Origin of the sequence: Pseudoxanthomonas sp. SGNA-20, assembly GCF_003931635.1 — a bacterium.
Taxonomy (GTDB): Bacteria; Pseudomonadota; Gammaproteobacteria; order Xanthomonadales; family Xanthomonadaceae; genus Pseudoxanthomonas.
In genome coordinates this window covers 114,293-134,945 of sequence record NZ_RRYK01000007.1, presented here as the reverse complement: position 1 = coordinate 134,945, position 20,653 = coordinate 114,293, and the positions used below count along the sequence as shown (strand labels likewise).

The window sequence follows — 20,653 nt, the reverse complement described above, 5'->3', positions numbered from 1 at the left end:
GCCTTGGTGAGCGAGCCGCCCAGTATAGGCGACTTCCAGAAATCCGCAAGCACTTCGTGTTGAAGCCACTCCGTTTTCCCGGACCCCGGCAACACCGTGGTGTCGTCGGGAGGGCGCGCATTGTGCGCCTATCGAAAATTTTTGGGAAGGTCTTTCGCGAAAATTTTTTCATGCTGCATCGCCCGTTCATCACAGGCACGGCCTGCAGCCACTTCTGCCACGCCTTCAACGCCGGCCGGCAAAGGCGCAGGCCGGCGTTTCCCCCGCACGCGGCAGCGTTGGTGCCCGCATGCCTGCGGGCACTGGTCTCATTGGGCGGGTCCTGCTGCGGCCTGGCCCTCCCGAGGGCGCCAGCCGCAAAGGCGGAAGAAGCGTCGCGATGCACCTGCAGCTTATGCCGGGCATCTTGCAGTCCCGGTGCCGGGCATGGGAGCGCAATCATGGTCATCGGGAATGAAACATCCGCCCTCGCCTGCCAGTGAAGGACAGATGCCGGAGCGGCGCGTCCCACGACGCGATGGCCGGAACGGGAGAGCTGCTACCTGGACCGGGCGCTTCCAGGCTCGGGGCCATGCCTGCGCCTGCCCCCTGCACGCAGGCGTCGACGCCTCGGGACTCCCGCGGGACGCCGGTACGCCTGCAAGGCACCGGGCCAAGGCGGGATTGTTCACGCAGGAGGGCCCTTCGACGGAGCCGCGCCGACGCTGGAACGGCGCAAAGAAAAAGCCCGGCCGTGGGGCCGGGCTTTCCATGGCTGCGCAGACCGCCAGGTCAGGCGCGGCGGGCCATCATCAGCTTCTTGATCTCCGCGATCGCCAGGGCCGGGTTCAGGCCCTTCGGGCAGGTCCGCGCGCAGTTCATGATGGTGTGGCAACGGTACAGCTTGAACGGGTCCTCGAGGTCGTCCAGGCGCGCACCGGTGTCCTCGTCGCGCGAGTCCACGATCCAGCGGTAGGCCTGCAGCAGGATCGCCGGGCCCAGGTAGCGCTCGCCGTTCCACCAGTAGCTCGGGCAGCTGGTCGAGCAGCAGGCGCACAGGATGCACTCGTACAGGCCGTCCAGCTTCTTGCGGTCCTCAGGCGACTGCAGGCGCTCGCGGTCCGGCGGCGGCGGCGTCTGGGTGCGGATCCAGGGCTTGATCGAGGCGTACTGCGCGTAGAAGTGGGTCAGGTCCGGGACCAGGTCCTTGACCACGTTCATGTGCGGCAGCGGGTAGATCGGCACCTCGGCCTTGCGGCAGTCTGCGATGGCGCGGGTGCACGCCAGCGTGTTGGTGCCGTCGATGTTCATCGCGCACGAGCCGCAGATGCCCTCGCGGCAGGAACGCCGGAAGGTCAGGGTCGGGTCGATCTCGTTCTTGATCTTGATCAGCGCGTCCAGGACCATCGGACCGCACTTGTCGAGATCGATCTCGTAGGTGTCGGTGCGCGGGTTGGCGCCGTCGTCCGGGCTCCAGCGATACACCTTGAAGGTGCGCACGTTCTTCGCGCCGGCCGGCGCGGGATAGTGCTTGCCCTTGGTGATGCGGGAATTCTTGGGGAGTGCAAACTCTGCCATTGGTCTGTCTCTGGCCCTGGCTCAGTACACGCGTGGCTTGGGCGGCACCACATCCACATCCTTGGTCAGGGTGTACATGTGCACCGGACGGTAGTCGAAGCTGGTCTTGCCGGTCTCCGCGTCCACGGTGACCAGGGTGTGCTTCTGCCAGTTGGCGTCGTCGCGCTCCGGATAGTCCTCGTGCGCGTGGGCGCCGCGGCTTTCCTTGCGCTGCTCGGCCGAGTTGATGGTGGCGACGGCGTTGAGCAGCAGGTTGTGCAGCTCGTAGGTTTCGATCAGGTCGGAGTTCCAGACCAGCGAGCGGTCGGAGACGCGGACGTCCTGGAAGCTGTCGTAGATCTGCGCCATCTTCTCGCAGCCTTCCTTGAGCGTCTTGCTGGTGCGGAACACCGCGGCGTCGGCCTGCATGGTGCGCTGCATCCGGTCGCGGATGACCGCGGTCGGGGTGTCGCCGTTGGCGTGGCGCAGCTTGTCCAGGTGGGCCAGCGCCTTGTCGCAGGCGTCGGACGGCAGCGGCTTGTGCGGGGCGCCCTTCTTGATGGTCTCGGCGCAGCGGTTGGCCACCGCGCGGCCGAACACCACCAGGTCCAGCAGCGAGTTGGAGCCCAGGCGGTTGGCGCCGTGCACCGACACGCAGGCTGCCTCGCCGATCGCGTACAGGCCCGGCACGACCGCATCCGGGTCGTCGCCGACCTTGCGCACCACTTCGCCGTGGTAGTTGGTCGGGATGCCGCCCATGTTGTAGTGCACGGTCGGGATGACCGGGATCGGCTCCTTGTGCACGTCGACGCCGGCGAAGATGCGGGCGCTCTCGGCGATGCCCGGCAGCTTCTCGTCGATCACCTCCGGGCCCAGGTGGGTCAGGTCGAGCAGGATGTGGTCCTTGTGCTCGCCGACGCCGCGGCCCTCGCGGATCTCGATGGTCATCGAGCGCGACACCACGTCGCGCGAGGCCAGGTCCTTGTAGTGCGGGGCGTAGCGCTCCATGAAGCGTTCGCCGTTGGCGTTGCGCAGGATGCCGCCCTCGCCGCGGACGCCCTCGGTGATCAGGCAGCCGGCGCCGTAGATGCCGGTCGGGTGGAACTGCACGAACTCCATGTCCTGCATCGGCAGGCCGGCACGCATCACCAGGCCGCCGCCGTCGCCGGTGCAGGTGTGGGCGGAGGTCGCGCTGAAGTAGGCGCGGCCGTAGCCGCCGGTGGCCAGCACCACGCCGTGGGCGCGGAACAGGTGCAGCGTGCCCTCGGCCATGTCCAGCGCCAGCACGCCGCGGCACACGCCCTCGTTGTCGAAGATCAGGTCGAGCGCGAAGTACTCGATCATGAACCGGGCGTTGTGCGCCAGCGACTGCTGGTACAGGGTGTGCAGCATGGCGTGGCCGGTGCGGTCGGCGGCCGCGCAGGTACGCTGCGCCGGCGGGCCCTCGCCGAAGCGGGTGGTCATGCCGCCGAACGGGCGCTGGTAGATCTTGCCGTCCTCGGTGCGGGAGAACGGCACGCCGTAGTGCTCCAGCTCGATGATGGCCGGGATCGCCTCGCGGCACATGTATTCGATGGCGTCCTGGTCGCCCAGCCAGTCCGAGCCCTTGATGGTGTCGTAGAAGTGGTAGCGCCAGTCGTCCTCGCCCATGTTGCCCAGGGCGGCGGAGATGCCGCCCTGGGCGGCGACGGTGTGCGAACGGGTCGGGAAGACCTTGGTCAGGCACACCGTCTGCAGGCCCTTCTGGGCCAGGCCGAAGGTGGCGCGCAGGCCGGCGCCACCGGCGCCGACGACGACCATGTCGTACTTGTGTTCGGTGATCTTGTAAGCGGACATCGGGTCTGTTTCCTTTGCGCGGTCAGCCGGCCAGCGCGATGCGGGCCACGGCGAAGATGCTGACGATCGCGCCAAGCACCGCGATGAACTTCACGCTGACCTGGAGCGCCAGGGCCAGCAGGGAATTGTGGACGTAGTCCTCCAGGACCACCTGCAGGCCCAGCTGGGCGTGCCAGAACATGGCGACCAGGAAGCCGACCAGCAGCACCGCGTTCCAGGGCTTGGACACGGCCTCGGTGGCGGCCAGGTAGTCGCTGCCGGCCAGGCTCACGACGAAGTACACGAACCACAGCGACAGGAACGCCAGCGCGGTGGCGGTCAGGCGCTGGTGCACGAAGTGCTCGGTGCCAGCCTTGGCCGCACCCAGGCCGCGCACGTTCTTCAGGGGGGTACGGTAACGGCTCACGCGGCACCTCCGTTCAGCGCAAAAGCCCACACGATCGCGGTGATCACCAGGCTGCCGATGATCGACAGCCAGCTGTTGCGCACGAACACCGGGATGCTGAACCCGTGCGCGAAGTCCTGGGCGATGTGGCGGATGCCGTTGCACAGGTGGTAGGCAAAGCACCAGGTCCAGCCGAACAGGAACACCTGGCCGTACCAGGCGCCGGCATGGTCGCTGAAGCAGGCCCAGCTGTCCGGGCCGAGCATCAGCGCCAGCAGGCCACCGGCAAGGACCAGGGCGCCGCCGGCCAGGACGATGCCCGTGGCGCGGTGGAGGATCGAGGTCACCATCTGGACCTGCCAGCGGTACACCTGCAGGTGGGGTGACAGGGGGCGTTCGCGGCTGCTCATTCGCTGGCTCGTAGTCTCGGCTGTGCGGGCAAACCGCCCGCGTGGCTCCTGGGGCGCTGCCTTCGCATCAGAAATCGATGCAGCGTCCGTTCTTCTCCCAGTCCCCGTAGCGGGTCGGTTCCGGACCCTCTCGCCCGCCGATCTCGCGCGGCGGCGCCTTCGCGGCGTCCTTGTCGAGCGACGGCGCGGCTTCCGGCGCGTCTTCGTCCTCTGGAACCACGGGGCTATGACCTATCATGGATAGTCCTTTGCAAGCGCAAAATTTTAAGCCGGGGTTAACGTGCCTGACAACCAGCCCCTACCAAGCCCCTTGAATCTCCGGGAGTTTTTCGCGCTGGACGGGTGGTCCGTCCTCGCCCTGGAAGGCCCCGACGCGGCGGTCTTCGCGCATGCCCAGTTCGCCAGCGACGTACGGGCGCTGGCGACCGGGCACTGGCAGTGGAGCACCTGGCTCAACCCCAAGGGCCGGGTAATCGCCCTGTTCGCCCTGCTGCGCACCGGCGACGGAAGCTTGCGCATGCTGCTGCCGGATGCCAATGCGACGTTGGTCGGCGATGCCCTGCGCCGCTTCGTGTTCCGGCGCAAGGTGGTGCTGGCGCCGCGCGCGGACCTGCACGTGGCCGGCGCGTTCGGCGCGGCGCAGCCGGCACCCGGCGTACTGGAAGGCGCCGAGGACGCCCCCGATGGGCTGCGCCTGGGCATCGCCCCGGGCCGCGTGCTGCGGATTGGCACCTCCCCTGCCCCGGCGTACGCGGAGGCGGTCGCCGCCTGGGACGTCGCCGACCTGCGCGCCGGGATCCCGCGCCTGCCCGCGTCCCAGGCCGAGCAGTGGACCCCGCAGCAGCTCGGGCTGGAGCGGCTGCGCGCCTTCAGCGTGAGCAAGGGCTGCTATCCGGGCCAGGAAATCGTGGCCAGGACCCATTTCCTGGGCAAGGCCAAGCGCCAGCTGGTGCTGTTGCGTGCGGGCGATGCGGCGGAGGCCGGCGCCGAGGTCGCGCAGGACGGGCGCGCCATCGGCAACGTGGTGGCGGCGGCCGGCCAGGCACCGCGCCTGGCGCTGGCGGTGCTGCCGCTGGAACTGGCGGACGCGCCGCTGGCGGCCGCGGGGGCACCGGCCACGGTCGAGCCATTCGCGGAAGTCGCCGCGCCCTGAGTTCGCGCGGGCCGGCGCTAGGCCACCAGGCGGCGGCCATCGCGGGGATCGAAGAAATGCACGCGCGCCGGGTCCGGGCGCAGGCGCACGCGGTCGCCGGGCGCCGGCAGGTCGCTCGGGGGCAGCCGCGCCACCAGCGCCTGCCCGCCGAAGTCCAGGTGCAGGTAGGCCTCGCTGCCCACCGCCTCGACCACCTCGACCCGCGCCTCCAGGCCCTCCCCCTCCCGCACCGGCAGCAGGTGTTCGGGGCGGATGCCCAGCACCACCTCCTGCTCCAGCCAAGCCGGCGGCACCTCCACCCCGGGCAGCGGAACCGGCGCGCCCTGCGCCATCTCCAGGCGCAGGCCGCCCCCGGCATGCAGGCGGCCGCGCAGTACGTTCATCGCCGGACTGCCGAGGAAGCCGGCCACGAACAGGTTGGCCGGGCGGTCGTACAGCGCCATCGGGGTATCGATCTGCTGCACCCGGCCGCCATCCAGCACCACGATGCGCTGGCCCAGGGTCATGGCCTCGACCTGGTCGTGGGTGACGTAGACCATGGTGGCGCCCAGCCGCTGGTGCAGGCGCGCGATCTCTGTGCGCGTGCCGTGGCGCAGCTTGGCGTCCAGGTTCGACAGCGGCTCGTCCAGCAGGAACACCGCCGGCTCGCGCACCAGGGCGCGGCCCAGGGCCACGCGCTGGCGCTGGCCACCCGACAGCTCGGCCGGACGCTTGTCCAGCATCCCTTCCAGGCCCAGCATCCCGGCCGCCGAGGCGACCCGGCGCTCGACCTCGGCGCGCGTGGCGCCGCGCAGCTTCAGGCCGAACGCCAGGTTCCCGGCCACGGTCATGTGCGGATAGAGCGCGTAGCTCTGGAACACCATGGCGATGTCGCGGTCGCGCGGCGCCACGTCGTTGACCACCCGCCCGCCGATGCGCAGGGTGCCGGAGGTGATTTCCTCCAGCCCGGCGATCATGCGCAGCAGGGTGGACTTGCCGCAGCCCGAAGGCCCGACCAGCACCACCAGCTCGCCATCGCCGATCGTGAACGAGGCCTCGTGCACGGCCACGTGGCCGTTGCCGTAGACCTTGCGCACCTGTTCCAGCTGGACGTCCGCCATCGGCATCTCCGCATACGTATTCAACCAGCCCGCGCCGGGCGCGGACCGAGGACGCGATGATCTCACGGCCGGCGGTGCAGGCGACGTGGCGGGTTCCCATGCCGCGTCCTCGCGGCCGGGCCAGCGGGTGCCGCCGCAACATACGCAGCAGCATGCGACGGACCGTTTCCGTGGACACTTTCCGGCCCACTGGACATTGCCCAAGGGGGCGGCCATATTTCGGAAGTTTCACGCATTACCTGCGGTCACCTGCCACCTTCCACCCGCTGCCCGGCGGGTGCGATCCGAAGAGAATCCACCGAACCAATGCCCCACCCCACGGAAGCCCACCGGATGCATGACACCCTGTTGCTGTTCGGCGCCACCGGCGACCTGGCACAGCGCTACCTGTTCCCCTCGCTCCTGCGCCTGATGGGCGACGGCCTCCTGCCGGAGGGCTTCCGCGTGCGCGCGATGGCGCTGTCGCCGCACGACACGGAGAAGTTCCGCGCGATCCTGCGCGAGCGCTTCGCCAACCTGGGCCACTACACGCCCTCGCCGGACCTGGTGGAGGCGTTCCTGCAGCGCGTGGACTACCGTTCGGTGGACATGCGCACCCCGGCCTCGGTGGCCGAGGCGGTGCGTGACATGACCGACCGCCCGTGCGTGAGCTATCTGTCGATCCCGCCGGGCCTGTACATCAGCACCTGCGAGGGCCTGGCCCTGGGCGGCGCGTTCGCCGCGCCCAGCCGGCTGATGCTGGAGAAGCCGATCGGCGCCGACCTGGCCTCGGCGCGCGAGATCAACGGCACGATCGGCAAGCTGATCGACGAGGACCGGATCTTCCGCATCGACCACTACCTGGGCAAGGCGGCGGTGCAGAACCTGCTGGCGCTGCGCTTCGGCAACGCCCTGCTGGAGGCGGTGTGGAACCGCAACTACATCGACTCGGTGCACATCCTGGTGTCCGAGAGCGAGGGCGTGGACGGGCGCAACTCCTACTACGCCCGCTCCGGCGCCCTGCGCGACATGGTCCAGAGCCACATCCTGCAGCTGCTGTGCCTGGTGGCGATGGAGCCGCCGGCCTCGCTGGAGGCCGACCGCATCCGCGACGAAAAGGTCAAGGTGCTGCGCGCCCTGCGCCCGTTCTGCGCCTCCGAGGCGCGCCGCCACAGCGTGCGCGGCCGCTACACCGCGGGCACCATCAACGGTGAGCCGGTGCAGGGCTACGCGCCGCCGGATGACAGCGATGTCGAAACCTTCGTCGGCGTCACCGCGCACATCGACAACTGGCGCTGGGCCGGGGTGCCGTTCCACCTGTGCACCGGCAAGCGCATGGCCGAGCGCTCAACCGTGGTCACCGTGACCCTCAAGCCGGTCACCCACTGGCTGTTCGAGCGCCCGGACCGCAACAACGCCGTGCCCAACCGCCTGACTTTCCGGCTGCAGCCGCAGGAGGACATCGAGCTGGGCCTGATGAGCAGCCTGGCCGGCCCGGAATGGGGCACCCTGGAGCTGCATCCGCTGGAACTGCAGCTGTCCTCGGAGACCGGCCAGAACCGCCGCATCGCCTACGAGCGCCTGTTCCTGGATGCCTTCCACGGCAACCACGCCCTGTTCGTGCGCAATGACGAGGTCGAGGCCGCCTGGGCCTGGATCGACAGCGTGGTCGACGCCTGGCGCGCCGACAACTCGCCGCTGCAGCCCTACCCGGCCGGCAGCTGGGGTCCGGAGGACGCGGCCGTGTTCCTGCCTGAAAGCTTCGACGCCGTCGCGCGTCCGGCACGCGACGCCCGCTGACCATGGCCGAACTGTTCCTGATCGCCGACATCGGCGGCACCAACGCGCGTTTCGCCCTGGCCGACCCAGGCGCCCCGGTCCCGCTGCTGGAGGACAGCGTGCGCGAGTTCGCGGTGGCCCAGTTCCCGTCGCTGGCCGAGGCCGCGCGCCACTACCTCGACCAGGCCCAGGCCAGCGCCCACCGCGGCGTGTTCGCCGTCGCCGGCCGGGTTGACGGCGACGAGGCGCGCATCACCAACCATCCGTGGGTGATTTCGCGCCCGCGCACCCGCGAGATGCTGGGCTTCGAGCAGGTCTACCTGATCAACGACTTCGCCGCCCAGGCCATGGCCATCAGCCTGTACCGGGCCGAGGACGTGGTGCCGATCGGCGGCGTGTCCTGGACCCCGGCGCCGCTGGGCGAGCCGCGCACCTACGCCGTGCTCGGCCCGGGCACCGGCCTGGGCGTGGGCGGGCTGGTGGTGCGCGACGGCCGCTGCTACCCGCTGGAGACCGAGGGCGGCCACGTCAGCTTCCCGCCGGGCACGCCGGATGAGATCCGCATCCTGGAAATCCTGTCGGCGCAGTTCGGCCGCGTCTCCAACGAGCGCCTGATCTGCGGCCCCGGCCTGGTCAACATCCACCGCGCCCTGTGCGAGATCGCCGGGGTCGACCCGGGCCTGCTCGAGCCCAAGGACGTCACTGCCCGCGCCGCCGCCGGCGACCCGCTGTGCATGCGCGCGGTGGACGTGTTCTGCGCGGTGTTCGGCGCCATTTCCGGCGACCTGGTGCTGACCCTGGGCGCCTGGGACGGCGTGTTCCTCACCGGCGGCCTGGTGCCGAAGATGCTGGACTCGCTGCGCCATTCCGGCTTCCGCCAGCGCTTCGAATACAAGGGCCGGTTCTCGCCGACCATGGCCCGCGTGCCCTCGCTGGCGGTGCTGCATCCGCATGCCGGCCTGCTCGGCGCGGCCGCCTACGCGGTGGACATGGTCCGCCGGGAGGGCCTGGCGTGATCGCCGATCCGCGCATCGAATGGCTCGAACACGCCGGCGTGGACGCCTGGGGCGAGGCGATCGCCGCCGACCTCCAGGCCGCGCTGGCCGCCGACCTGGCCACCCGTGGCCGTGCCCGCGCCCTGCTCTCCGGCGGCACCACCCCGGCGCCGGCCTACACCCGGCTGGCGCAGGCGCCGCTGGACTGGTCGAAGGTGAGCGTCGGCCTGGTCGACGACCGCTTCGTGCCCGCCGACCATCCGGCCAGCAACACCAGGCTGATCCGCGAGAGCCTGCTGGAGCGCGCGCCCGGCCTGCATTTCGAGCCGCTGGTACGCGAGGGGCTGTCGGCCGCCGAATGCGTGGAAGCCGCCAACCGCGAATCGGCCAACGCGCAGGATCCCTGCGTGGCGGTGCTGGGCATGGGCAACGACGGCCACACCGCCTCGCTGTTCCCCGGTTCGGTGGACCTGGACGCGGCGCTGGCCGCGCAGGCCGACTACGCCGTGCTCGACGCCACCGGCTGCCCGGTCGCGGCCGAGTGGACCACGCGCATCACCCTCACCCGCGCCGGCCTGGCCCGCTGCCGCCGGCACCTGCTGCTGCTGCGCGGCGAGGCCAAACGCGAGGTGCTAGAGCGTGCCCTGGCCGGCGACGACGTGCGCGAAATGCCGATCCGCGCGGTGCTGGGCCTGAGCGCCAGCCCACTGCGCGTACACTGGTGTCCTTGATGCGAGGCCCGCCGCCCGCACCTCTCTGATACCGGGGCGGCACGCCCCGGGCCCGCCGCCCCGTCCCTGCAGCCCGCGCCGGCGACGGCGCCAGCTCCGCCACTTCCTGGTACGACATGAGCCTGCATCCGAAGATCGAAGCCGTCACCGAGCGCATCCGCAAGCGCAGCGCCCCCTCGCGCGCCGCCTACCTGGCCGGCATCGACGAGGCGGTGCGCAACGGCCCCAACCGCACCCCGCTCAGCTGCGCCAACCTGGCCCACGTGTTCGCCGCCTGCGGCGAGCACGACAAGGCCCGCCTGCGCGGCTCGGCGACGCCCAACCTGGGCATCATCACCGCCTACAACGACATGCTCTCGGCGCACCAGCCGTACGAGCACTACCCGGAGCGGATCCGCGCCCTGGCCCGCGAGCTGGGTGCCACCGCGCAGGTGGCCGGCGGGGTGCCGGCGATGTGCGACGGCGTCACCCAGGGCCGCGGCGGCATGGAGCTGTCGCTGTTCTCGCGCGACGTGATCGCCCAGGCCACCGCCATCGGCCTGAGCCACGACGCCTTCGACGCGGCCCTGTACCTGGGCATCTGCGACAAGATCGTGCCGGGCCTGCTGATCGGCGCCCTGGCCTTCGGCCACCTGCCGGCGCTGTTCGTGCCGGCCGGCCCGATGCCCTCGGGCATCCCCAACAAGAAGAAGGCCGAGGTGCGCGAGCGCTACGCCGCCGGCGAGGCCACCCGCGAGGAACTGCTGGAGGTGGAGGCTCAGTCCTACCACTCCCCGGGCACCTGCACCTTCTACGGCACGGCCAACTCCAACCAGGTGCTGCTGGAGGCCATGGGCGTGCAGCTGCCGGGCAGCTCGTTCATCAACCCGGGCACGCCGCTGCGCAAGGCGCTGGACGAGGAAGCCGTGCGCCGGGTGCTGCAGATGACCGCGCTGGGCGACGACTACCGTCCCCTGGGCCGGCTGATCGACGAGCGCGCCATCGTCAACGCCATCGTCGCGCTGATGGCCACCGGCGGCTCGACCAACCACACCATCCACTGGATCGCCGTGGCCCGCGCCGCCGGCATCGTCCTGACCTGGGACGACATGGACCAGATCTCGCAGGTGGTGCCGCTGCTGGCGCGCGTGTACCCCAATGGCGAGGCCGACGTGAACCGCTTCCAGGCCGCCGGCGGCGTGCCGTTCGTGTTCCGCGAGCTGCTGGACGCAGGCCTGATGCACGACCTGCAGACCGTGGTGCCGGAAGGCATGCGCGCCTACACCCGCGAGCCGCGCCTGGAGAACGGCGTGCTGGGCTCGGCCCCCGCGGCGGTGGCCTCCGGCGACGAGAGCGTGGTGCGCACCGTGGCCGCGCCGTTCGAGAGCCAGGGTGGCCTGCGCCTGCTCCGCGGCAACATCGGCCGCGCCCTGATCAAGCTGTCGGCGGTCAAGCCGGAGCACCGCTGCGTCGAGGCACAGGCGGTGGTGGTCGACGCCCCGCAGAAGCTCAACAAGCTGCACGCCGCCGGCGTGCTGCCGCACGACTTCGTCGCGGTGGTCACCTACCAGGGCCCGCGCGCCAATGGCATGCCCGAGCTGCACTCGCTGGCGCCGCTGCTGGGCATGCTGCAGAACCAGGGCCGCAAGGTGGCGCTGGTCACCGACGGCCGCCTGTCCGGCGCATCAGGCAAGATCCCGGCGGCGATCCACGTCACCCCGGAAGCGGCGCGCGGCGGCCCGATCGGCAAGATCCGCGACGGCGACATCGTGCGCCTGGACAGCGAGGCCGGCGTGCTCGAAGTACTGGTCGACGCGGCCGAGTGGAACGCCCGCGAGGTGGCGCCCAACACCAGCCGCGCGGCGCACGACCTGGGCCGCAACCTGTTCGCCTACAACCGCGCCAACGTCGGTCCGGCCGACCAGGGCGCAACCTCGATCTCCTGTGGCCCGCCGGCGCACGACGGCAGCGCCTGGGACTACGACGCCGAGTACGAACTGGGCAGCACGGCCGAGGCGGCGCTGGCGCCGCACGCCGAGAAGGACAACTGAGCTACCGCCGCCGCGCCCGCGGCGGCCCACCCCATGCACGCGCGGCCCGTGGCCGCGACCCCGCACTTACGGAGCCACCGATTCCATGAGCATCGACCAGACCCAGGCCAAGGCCGAACAGCTGCTGCGCCAGGCCGGCATCCTGCCGGTGGTCACCGCCGACAGCGTCGACGAGGCGCGCAAGCTTTCCGCCGCGCTGCTCAAGGGCGGACTGACCGCGATCGAACTGACCCTGCGCACCCCCTGCGCGCTGGATGCGCTGGTGGCGCTCAAGAAGGAACTGCCCGGCATCGCCGTGGGCATGGGCACGGTGACCACGGTCGAGCAGATGCAGAAGTGCATCGAGCTGGGCGCCGATTTCCTGGTCACCCCGGGCACCCCGGCCGAACTGGCCGACGCGCTGGCCAGGGCGCCGATCCCGGCCGTGCCCGGCGGTGCGACCCCGACCGAATTCCTGTCGCTGATGGCGCGCGGCTTCCGCGTGTGCAAGCTGTTCCCGGCCAACGCGGTCGGCGGCCTGGCCATGCTCAAGGGCCTGGCCGGCCCGCTGGCCGAGCTGAAGATCTGCCCCACCGGCGGCATCACCGAAGACACCGCGGCCGAGTTCCTGGCCCAGCCGAACGTGGTCTGCGTGGGCGGCTCGTGGATGGTGCCGAAGAACTGGCTCAAGGCCGGCGAGTGGGACAAGGTCGAGGCCAGCGCGGCCAAGGCCGCCGGGATTGTTGCCGCGGCGCGCGCGGCCTGAGCCGCCTCACCTCGACACCAGGAAAGCCGGGCAATGCCCGGCTTTTTTGTTGCCGACGGTTACGGACCGGCCACCTCGATCCTTACCTCTGCCCCGGGCCGGGTGATGCGCAGCTCGCCACCGGTCCACTTGGCGGGGCGGCCATCGATCGTCGTCCGTCCGGGATGGCCCGCGTATGGCCAGGGCAGCACCAGCCCGCCCGGCGGCAGCCCTGCGTCGCCGGCCACGTCCAGCTGCAGCTGTCCGTCGCGGCGGCGCAGCGCGTAGCCGAGGCGGCCGTGGGGGGTGTGCAGGCCGCGCACCTGGATGCCCTCGCCTTCCAGCCAGTCCAGCGGCACGCCGGCGGCCAGCACCAGGCTGTCGTCGCGCTCGCGGTGGTAGGCGAACATGTCCAGCGCCGAGCGCACGAAGTCCGAGGCCACCCAGGCATGCGGCAGGTCGCCGACGAAGAACGGCTTGCGCGGCGTGGCCGAGACCACCTCGGCCCACTGGTTCCAGGGCGGCGGCGCGCGGTCGGCGAAGAAGTACTCCACCGCCTGCCAGGCGCGGTCGCGCCAGCCCAGGCGCACGAAGGCGGCCACGTTGCGCCACTCGTAGGGCGTGTAGTCCTTCCATTCGCGGCGGCCGTCGCGGCGCTCGACGAACTGCTGCCAGTAGCGCTCGAAGGTGTTCTCCAGCAGCTCGCGCGGCAGCCAGTCCTGCTCGCCGCCCGGGGCCAGCGCGATGGTGGTCGAGGTCGGGTCGAAGTCGCCCAGTTCCGCGGCGCCGGGCAGGTAGTCGATGCCATGGCGGGCGGTGGCGGCGCGCAGCGATGCGGCGAGGTCGGCGCGGAACTGGTCGCGCGCGGCGGCCATGCGCCGGGCCTCCTCGCGCAAGCCCAGCGCCTGGGCCACTTCCACCGCGTCCTTGTAGCCGCGCAGGGCCCAGAAGTTGTCCCAGTACGAGTGCATCGGCTTGGCCGAATAGCCCTCGTGGCTGATCGACACCGGCATCATCCCGTAGAAGGCCGGGTCGCGCCTGCGGTTCTCCTCCGTGCGCTCGCTGGCGCGCAGCCGTTCCATGTAGTCGAACGCACCGCGCACGTGCGGCCACATCCGCTGCAGGAATTCGCGGTCGCCGGTGTAACGCCAGTACTCGGCGATGTTGAACACCAGCTCGCCGTGGCTGTCGTTCTCCGGCACCGGGTCGCTGCCGCGCGCGTCGACGCAGCACGGGACCTTGCCGTTCTCGAACTGGTAGGGCGCGTACCACTCCAGGTACTGGCGCACGACCTCGGGCCGCCCCAGGCGCAGCAGGCCTTCGGAGATCATCGCCCCGTCGCGGATCCAGCTGCGCGAATACGAGCGCGTGCCCGGCTGCAGGCGCGGGCCGACGCGCGAGACCAGCATGTGCGCCAGCGCGGTGCGCACGGTGGCGGCGAAGTCGCGGCCCTCCGCCGGGAGCCGCAGCTCCACCTGGCCCAGCAGTTCCTGCCAGCGCGCAGCGGTTTCTTCGGCGGCACGCGCGGCGTCGAAACCGGGCGGCGGAGCAGTTTCGCCGTCCAGCGGCGCGACCAGGGCGACCTCGCGTTCCTCGCCGGGGGCCAGCCGCCAGCGGTACAGCAGCATGCCCGAGGCCAGGCCGGTCGGATCCTCCACCGCGGATGCGGCAGGGATGTCGCCGGAGGCCAGGCGCTGCACGTCCAGCCCGGCGTCGAACGGCGTGGCAAAGGCCTGGTCCGGTGGCCGGGTCGCGTAGACCCGCGGCCGGCCGTCCACCGACACGGTGGCGCCGTCGATGGCCAGCGAGCTGATCGGGCTGACGCCGCCGATGGTGTTGAGGAACTGCGCCGGCGGATTGACCTGCAAAGGCCGCACCGCCAGCGCCAGCACGTACTCGCGTGGTTGTGGATGCGGGTTGCGCAGGCGGTAGCGCGCGACCACGCGCGAGTCGCCCGCCTGGCCATGGGCGAAGGCGGAAACCTGCAGCGCCGGCGCATCGCCGCCTTCGCCGGCCGCGGTCCACTCCACCTCCGGCATGGGCAGCCCCTCGCCGGGCAGGCGCTGCACCGGCTTCACGTCGGCCCAGCCGACGAGCCGGCCGCCTTCGAGCACGAAGGGCTCGATGCTGAAGCCGCCACGCGCCAGCTCGACCGCGCCGTCCTCGCCGACCAGGCCCTGCTCGCTGCCACCATCGACGCCGATGATGGTCCAGTAGGGCTGCTCGCCGCTGAAACCGCGCGGCAGCCAGCCGCGCGGCAGCTCGCGGGCCAGGGCCTTGATGAAATCATTGGGATGGGCCGAGAACTCCAGCGGCTGCACCTGCGCCTCGGCCAGGGCGTAGCGTCCGCCTTCCAGCCGCAGCGCGATCCGCCGCGCCTCCGCTTCCGGCAGCGCCAACCAGTCGCTGTCACCGCGGCCCTGCTCGACCGTGCGCACCGTGCGCCACTGGCCGTCGGCATCTTCCAGTTCCACCGCGTAGCGCTGCGGGCGCCGGCGGGCATCGGCCCAGCGCAGCACCAGGCCACCGAACTCGCGCTCCTGGCCCAGGTCCAGCAACAGGCGCTGGCGGCCGCGGGCCTCCCAGGCCGTGCCGCGGTCGCCGTCGATGGCGTGCACGGCGCGGGCGGCGGCAGTGCTGGCCTCCACCGCAACGGCCGCCGGCGGGGTGGCCGGATCCGGCGGCAGCGGTTCCAGCGCCAGCTCGTCGAAGCAGACGCTGCCGCGGCCGCCGGCATTGTTGTAGATGGTGAACTCGACCTTGGCACTGCGGCGGAGCACGCGATCCGGATCCGGGCCCCAGGCCTTGTCGATGTGGCGGGTGCGGTAGCGCACCTCGGTCCAGTCGGCCGGGAAGTCGTAGCGCGGGCGGTTGACCCAAAACACGTTGTCGCCGCTGGCGTCGACCAGCTTGAACTGCAGGTCGTTGGCCGGGGAATCGCCGCGCAGGTGGAAGGAGAAGCGGTAGTTGTCCGGGTACTCCAGCGGCAGGTCGCGCTGGATGCCGGCGTAGCCGGACACACCGTTGAAGTCGTAGTCCAGGCATAGGGCCCCGCCCCGGGCGCCTTCGACGCGGCGGATCGCACCGCTGACCTGGTCGGACGCGACCACCCTCCACGGCGCCGGATCCTCGAACCCGTCCAGCACCCGCGCCTGCGCGCCGGCGACGGCGGGATGCAGCGCCAGTGCGCCCGACAGCAGGATGGCTCCACGCATCGCCACAGGCACCATCGACGAACCTCCTATCCCTTGACGCTGCCCAGCAGCAGGCCCTGGATGTAGTAGCGCTGCAGCAGCAGGAACAGCAGCAGCACCGGCAGCACCGTGACCACCGCGCCGGCCATCATCAGTTCCACGTCCATGATGTGCTCGCGCGAGAGCGTGGCCAGGGCCACCGGCAGGGTGTAGTGCTCCTGGTCGGTGAGCACGATCAGCGGCCACATGAAGTCGTTCCAGGCGGCCATGAAGGAGAAGATCGCCAGCGTCACCAGCACCGGCTTGAGCATGGGCAGGACGATGGAGAAGAAGATCCGCCACTCCCCCGCCCCGTCGATCCGCGCCGCCTCCAGCAGCTCGTCGGGGATCGAGCGCGCGTACTGCCGCACCAGGAAGATGCCGAACACGCTGGCCAGCGCCGGCAGCACCACGCCGGCGTAGCTGTTGACCAGGCCCAGCTGCTTCATCAGCAGGAACAGCGGCAGCATCGCCACCTGCGCCGGCACCACCAGCGCCGCCAGCAGCAGCTGGAACAGCCGGTCGCGGCCGCGGAAGCGCAGCTTGGCGAAGGCATAGCCGGCCAGGGTGTTCACCAGCAGCGAACCGATGGTGATCGCGCCGGCCACCAGCAGGCTGTTGAGGAAGTTGCGGCCCATGCCGGTGCGGCCGAACAGCGCCCGGTAGTTCTCCACGCTCAGCTCCGAGGGCAGCAACGGCGGCGGGAAACGCGCGGCCTCGCCGGTGGGCATGAACGACACCGAGAGCATCCACAGCAGCGGAGCCAGGCTCACCAGCGCCAGCGCAAACAACGCGCCGTTGACCAGCAGCGCGTGCAGGCGCGACTGCCCGACCTCGCGCCCGATGGACTGCCCTGCGCTCATACCATCCCCCTGCGGCGGCCGAGCCGCAGCATCAGCGTGGTCGCCGCCAGGATCACCACGAACAGCAGGAAGGCCACGGCCGAGGCGCGGCCCAGGTTCCACCACTTGAAGCCTTCCTCGAACATGAAGTACAGCACGCTGACCGTGCTCTGCAGCGGGTCGCCGCGGGTCATCACGTAGGGCTCGGCGAACAGCTGGAAGTAGCCGGACACGGTGATCACCCCGACCACCAGCAGCACCGGCCCCAGCTGCGGCAGGGTGATGTGCAGGAACTGCTGCCAGCGCGAGGCGCCGTCGATGCGCGCGGCCTCGTACAGGTCGCGCGGGATGGCCTGCAGGCCGGCGAGGAAGATCACCATGTTGTAGCCGAAGTTCTTCCACACCGCGAACAGGATGATGGTCGGCATCGCCCAGCGCGGGTCGCCCAGCCAGTCGACCGGGTCGATGCCCAGGTGGCCCAGCGCCCAGTTCACCAGGCCGTAGCTGGTATGGAACAGGTAGCGCCAGATCACCGCCACCGCCACAAGGGTGGTGACCACCGGCGCGAACAGCGCGGTGCGGAACAGGCCGCGCAGCCGCGCAGCCGGGGCGTTGAGCAGCAGTGCCGCGCCCAGCGACACCGCCACCGACAACGGCACGCCCACCACCACGAAATAGGTGGTGTTCCACAGCGCCTTCCAGAACAGCGGCGTGCGCAACAGCTCCAGGTAGTTGTCCAGGGCGACGAAGCGCAGGTTGCGCATGTCCGCCAGCGCGTACAGGTCGAAGTCGGTCAGGCTCAGCGCCAGCGCCGACAGCACCGGCAGGGCGAAGAACAGGCCCAGCACCAGCAGCGCCGGGCCCACGAACAGCCATCCGGCCAGGCGCGCGCTCATCGCCCCGCCCCCTGCGCGGCGGCGCGTTCGTGGATCCAGCGCCGCTTGGCGAGGATGCCGTCGACCCGCGCATCCAGCTCGCGCGCGGCCGCGTCCTGGGCCAGGCCGCCGCGCACCACCCGCTCGGTGACCAGGCGCATCTCCTGGGCGATGCGCTCCCACTCCAGCACCTTGGGCGCCGGCTTCGCGCGCTCCAGCTGGTCGCGGAACGCGGCGGCCAGCGGGTCGCCGGCCAGGTCAGGGTGTTCCCAGGCGCTGCGGCGCGGCGGCAGGTCGCCGATCAAGGCGTGGAAGCGCTGCTGGATGTCCGGGCGCGAAAGGAACTCCACCAGCTTCCAGGCCTGTTCCGAACGCGGCGAGCCACGGAACAGGACCAGGCTGGTGCCGCCGGCGATGCCCGCGCCCGGGCCGTGCGGCCCCGGCAGCGGCATCGTGCCCCACTGCCCTTCCAGCTGCGGCGGCTGGCGGCGGCGGAACTCGCGGATGTTCCAGGGCCCGGACAGGTAGAACGCGTAGGAGCCACGGAAGAATTCGTCCCAGACGTTGGAGATCTGGGTCTCGGAGACCTTCGGCGCCCAGCCCTGCTCGAACACGTTGGCGTAGAACGCCAGCGCGCGGCGGAAGCCGGGGCTGGAGAAGTTGCCGCGGGTGTCGTCGTCGCGCAGCAGCGGGTCGTCCTGCTGCAGCGCCAGCGACAGCTGCTGCTCGAATTCGTTGAGCGGCATCAGGATGGCGTGGCGCCCGGGCCCCAGGTGGCGCTTGACCGCGGCCATGGCCTGCTCCCACTCGGCCCAGGTGCGTGGCAGCTGTCCAACCCCGGCCTCGCGCAGCAGGTCCTTGCGGTAGAACAGCAGGCGCGTGTCCACGTACCACGGCACGCCCACCAGCTGGCCGTCGACCACGGCGGTGTCCCAGATGCCCTGGAAGTAGTCGGCCGGTTCAATGCTGGCCGAGGCATCCACCCGCGCCTGCAGCGGTTGCAGTGCGCCCAGCTGGGCGAATTCGGGGATCCAGGTATTGCCGAGCTGGCACACGTCCGGCATCGCGTCGGCGGCGAACGCGGTCAGCAGCTTCTCGTGCGCGGCGGTCCAGGGGATCTGCTGGATCTCCACCTCGATCCCGCTCTCGCGCTCGAACTCCTCGACCAGGACGCTTACCACCTCGGCCTCGCGGCCCATCGCCCAGAAGCGCACCGGCTGCGCGGCCGGGTCGCCGCCGCAACCGGCCAGCAGCAGCGCCAGCAACGGCAGCAGGCAGGCACGCAGCAGCCGCGGCGTGGCCATCACTGCCTCGGCGGCTGCGCGCGGTTGGCCGCGGCCGGCTCTTCCCTGCGCTGCTGCTCCTTGCGCTGGGCCTCGGCGGCCGCCGCGCGCGACTCGGCCATGCCCAGCGCGCGCGCGTCGGCGGCGCGGCGGTCGGCTTCCATGCCCTCGTCCTCGTCCTCCGGCGCCAGCCAGCCGCCGCGGAAGCCGGCACGCTCCAGGCCGGTGCGGATGTACGGGCTCTTCTTCATCACCGACCACACGAACTCGTTGCGGTAGTTGGCGATCATCGCCAGGATCGGCCCCTGGTCGATGCCGATGTAGTCGCTGGCCACCCAGCCCTTGCCGGGGACGACGCGCCCGGTCTTGAGCGGGATGTCGTAGTTGAAGCTGGGGTTGAACGAGTCCAGGAAGCCGTAGCTGGAGTACAGGTAGTCGCCGTAGCGGCGGAGCATCTCCTCCGTGGCCGGGATCACCACCTCCGGCGCGAACACGATCGAGGAGATCGCCGCGGTCGGGGCGATGGTGCCGTCGTCGAAGTTCTCGCGCAGGCCGGCGCCGCGCGAGGAATAGTGGCGGAATTCGCGCTCCTCGCCGCGGTAGATCTGGCGGGTGTTCTGCGGGCCGTCGCCGGCGGTCAGGCCCCAGACGTTCTCGCCGTAGTCCTTCCACTTCATCGGGTTGGCGATGGCGTACTCGCGCTGGGCCAGCGCCGCGCGGCGGCTGTTGAGGAAGTAGTCGATCCCGCGTTCGCGCATGTACTGGTCCTGGATGTCGCGGAAGTCGATCCAGACATGGCTGTACTGGTGGCCGAACAGCGGGCCGAAGCTCAGGTACTCCTGGCCGTAGTACACGCCCCAGTCGTTGTTGTAGGTGCGGGTCCACACCGTCCAGGCCTCCGGCTCGACCGCGTGGGTCGGCGAGCCCAGGGCCAGGATGTACAGCAGCATGGCCTCGTTGTAGCCCATCCAGTCGTGCTGGATGAACCCGCTCTCGGGGAACCAGCCCATCGAGATCAGCGGCGGGCGCACCTGCAGCCACTTCCAGTCCACCCGGCGGTAGAGCTGGTCGGCCAGCTTGCGGATCTCCTGTTCGCGCGGGTCGTCGCCTTCGTAGTAGGCCTGGGCGAACAGCACGCCCATCATCAGGATCGCGGTGTCCACGCTGGACAGCTCCACCCAGCTGTCGTAGCGGTGGCCGTTCTGCATGTCGAGGAAGTGGTAGTAGAAGCCCTTGTACGCACCGCGCCCGGTGGCCTGGGGCCCCTGCGGGATGTCGCGCAGGAAGCGCAGCGTGGTCAGGGTGCGGTCCACCGCCTGGGTGCGGCTGACCCAGCCGTTCTCGATGCCGATCGGGTACGCGGTCAGGGCGAAGCCGATCGAGGCCACGCTGGCGAACGGGCGCGAGGGATAGCGGTCCGGGGTCAACCCGTTCTGCTCGTTGGTGGTGTCCCAGAAGAACTGGAACGTGCGCCGCTCGATGTCGCGGAACAGCGGCGGCAGTTCCGGCCGCGGCGGGCGTTCGGGGAGCACGGGCTCGATCAGGATCACGTCGGGCTTGGGCGGCGGCGGCAGCTCGGCCGGCGGCGGCGGCGTTTCCTGCCGGCATCCGGCCAGCAGCAACAGGAGGCCCGCCAGGGGGACGATGCAGCGTTGCCAGTACCACCGTTTCAAGACCGCTCTCTCCTCATTGCCGCCGGCGGCGGGACCGGATCCGCTCCATGCCGTGCGCGCCGCCGCCCCGGTGCAGGCAGGCCGGCGGC

Annotated in this window: 17 protein-coding genes; 6 read left to right on the top strand and 11 right to left on the bottom strand. The window is 70.9% G+C overall.

All coding sequences use genetic code 11. The features are described from left to right. Window positions 1-771 precede the first annotated feature (771 nt). From EIM48_RS12615 to EIM48_RS12595, 5 genes are all read right to left on the bottom strand, one after another. The gene (locus EIM48_RS12615; RefSeq protein ID WP_019397706.1) at window positions 772-1,557 is read right to left on the bottom strand and encodes a succinate dehydrogenase iron-sulfur subunit; all 786 of its coding nucleotides are present in this window, start codon (window positions 1,555-1,557) and stop codon (window positions 772-774) included. Between the two features lie 21 nt (window positions 1,558-1,578). Further along, entirely contained in the window at window positions 1,579-3,372 is a 1,794-nt protein-coding gene (gene sdhA / locus EIM48_RS12610; protein WP_019397705.1) for a succinate dehydrogenase flavoprotein subunit, read from the bottom strand. A 22-nt stretch (window positions 3,373-3,394) separates the two neighbouring features. Further along, the gene (sdhD, locus tag EIM48_RS12605) at window positions 3,395-3,778 is read right to left on the bottom strand and encodes a succinate dehydrogenase, hydrophobic membrane anchor protein (protein WP_019397704.1); all 384 of its coding nucleotides are present in this window, start codon (window positions 3,776-3,778) and stop codon (window positions 3,395-3,397) included. Beyond that, window positions 3,775-4,167, bottom strand: a complete 393-nt coding sequence (gene sdhC, locus EIM48_RS12600) for a succinate dehydrogenase, cytochrome b556 subunit (RefSeq protein ID WP_019397703.1) — start codon at window positions 4,165-4,167, stop codon at window positions 3,775-3,777. The genes sdhD and sdhC overlap by 4 nt, the downstream gene beginning before the upstream one ends. A gap of 67 nt (window positions 4,168-4,234) precedes the next feature. Beyond that, window positions 4,235-4,387, bottom strand: a complete 153-nt coding sequence (locus EIM48_RS12595) for a DUF1674 domain-containing protein (RefSeq protein ID WP_232211008.1) — start codon at window positions 4,385-4,387, stop codon at window positions 4,235-4,237. A 90-nt stretch (window positions 4,388-4,477) separates the two neighbouring features. Between EIM48_RS12595 and EIM48_RS12590 the strand changes: the two genes are divergently transcribed. Then, on the top strand, window positions 4,478-5,320 hold the full coding sequence (locus EIM48_RS12590) for a hypothetical protein (protein ID WP_019397702.1): 843 nt from the start codon (window positions 4,478-4,480) through the stop codon (window positions 5,318-5,320). A gap of 17 nt (window positions 5,321-5,337) precedes the next feature. Here EIM48_RS12590 and ugpC read toward each other — a convergent pair whose 3' ends face one another. Then, window positions 5,338-6,420, bottom strand: coding sequence for a sn-glycerol-3-phosphate ABC transporter ATP-binding protein UgpC (gene ugpC, locus EIM48_RS12585; protein ID WP_125076851.1), 1,083 nt, complete (start codon window positions 6,418-6,420; stop codon window positions 5,338-5,340). A 333-nt stretch (window positions 6,421-6,753) separates the two neighbouring features. On the opposite strand from ugpC, the gene zwf reads away from it, so the two are divergent. The 5 genes from zwf (at window position 6,754) to eda (ending at window position 12,679) form a co-directional block, all read left to right on the top strand. Beyond that, window positions 6,754-8,199 (top strand): glucose-6-phosphate dehydrogenase, encoded by a 1,446-nt coding sequence (zwf, locus tag EIM48_RS12580; RefSeq protein WP_125076852.1) that lies wholly within the window; start codon window positions 6,754-6,756, stop codon window positions 8,197-8,199. Between the two features lie 2 nt (window positions 8,200-8,201). Then, window positions 8,202-9,194 (top strand): glucokinase, encoded by a 993-nt coding sequence (glk, locus tag EIM48_RS12575; protein ID WP_125111808.1) that lies wholly within the window; start codon window positions 8,202-8,204, stop codon window positions 9,192-9,194. Continuing rightward, window positions 9,191-9,904, top strand: a complete 714-nt coding sequence (pgl, locus tag EIM48_RS12570; protein ID WP_028915258.1) for a 6-phosphogluconolactonase — start codon at window positions 9,191-9,193, stop codon at window positions 9,902-9,904. Before glk ends, pgl begins: the two co-directional genes overlap by 4 nt. 116 nt (window positions 9,905-10,020) lie before the next feature. Then, on the top strand, window positions 10,021-11,934 hold the full coding sequence (edd, locus tag EIM48_RS12565) for a phosphogluconate dehydratase (protein WP_125111807.1): 1,914 nt from the start codon (window positions 10,021-10,023) through the stop codon (window positions 11,932-11,934). 85 nt (window positions 11,935-12,019) lie between these two features. Next, complete coding sequence (gene eda, locus EIM48_RS12560) at window positions 12,020-12,679, top strand: bifunctional 4-hydroxy-2-oxoglutarate aldolase/2-dehydro-3-deoxy-phosphogluconate aldolase (RefSeq protein WP_125108234.1); 660 nt, start codon at window positions 12,020-12,022, stop codon at window positions 12,677-12,679. Between the two features lie 59 nt (window positions 12,680-12,738). Here eda and EIM48_RS12555 read toward each other — a convergent pair whose 3' ends face one another. The 5 genes from EIM48_RS12555 to EIM48_RS12535 are packed head-to-tail and all read right to left on the bottom strand — an operon-like array spanning window position 12,739 to window position 20,564. Then, window positions 12,739-15,873 carry a discoidin domain-containing protein gene (locus tag EIM48_RS12555; RefSeq protein ID WP_125076854.1) on the bottom strand — a complete coding sequence of 1,045 codons (3,135 nt, stop codon included), beginning with the start codon at window positions 15,871-15,873 and terminating at the stop codon, window positions 12,739-12,741. 26 nt (window positions 15,874-15,899) lie between these two features. After that, window positions 15,900-16,736 carry a carbohydrate ABC transporter permease gene (locus EIM48_RS12550; RefSeq protein WP_125111811.1) on the bottom strand — a complete coding sequence of 279 codons (837 nt, stop codon included), beginning with the start codon at window positions 16,734-16,736 and terminating at the stop codon, window positions 15,900-15,902. 14 nt (window positions 16,737-16,750) lie between these two features. Further along, window positions 16,751-17,629, bottom strand: a complete 879-nt coding sequence (locus EIM48_RS12545) for a sugar ABC transporter permease (protein ID WP_019397693.1) — start codon at window positions 17,627-17,629, stop codon at window positions 16,751-16,753. Then, window positions 17,626-18,912: a sugar ABC transporter substrate-binding protein gene (locus EIM48_RS12540; protein WP_125111806.1), complete on the bottom strand. Its 1,287-nt coding sequence runs from the start codon at window positions 18,910-18,912 to the stop codon at window positions 17,626-17,628. Before EIM48_RS12540 ends, EIM48_RS12545 begins: the two co-directional genes overlap by 4 nt. Beyond that, window positions 18,912-20,564 (bottom strand): glucoamylase family protein, encoded by a 1,653-nt coding sequence (locus tag EIM48_RS12535; protein WP_125111805.1) that lies wholly within the window; start codon window positions 20,562-20,564, stop codon window positions 18,912-18,914. Before EIM48_RS12535 ends, EIM48_RS12540 begins: the two co-directional genes overlap by 1 nt. Window positions 20,565-20,653 lie beyond the last annotated feature (89 nt).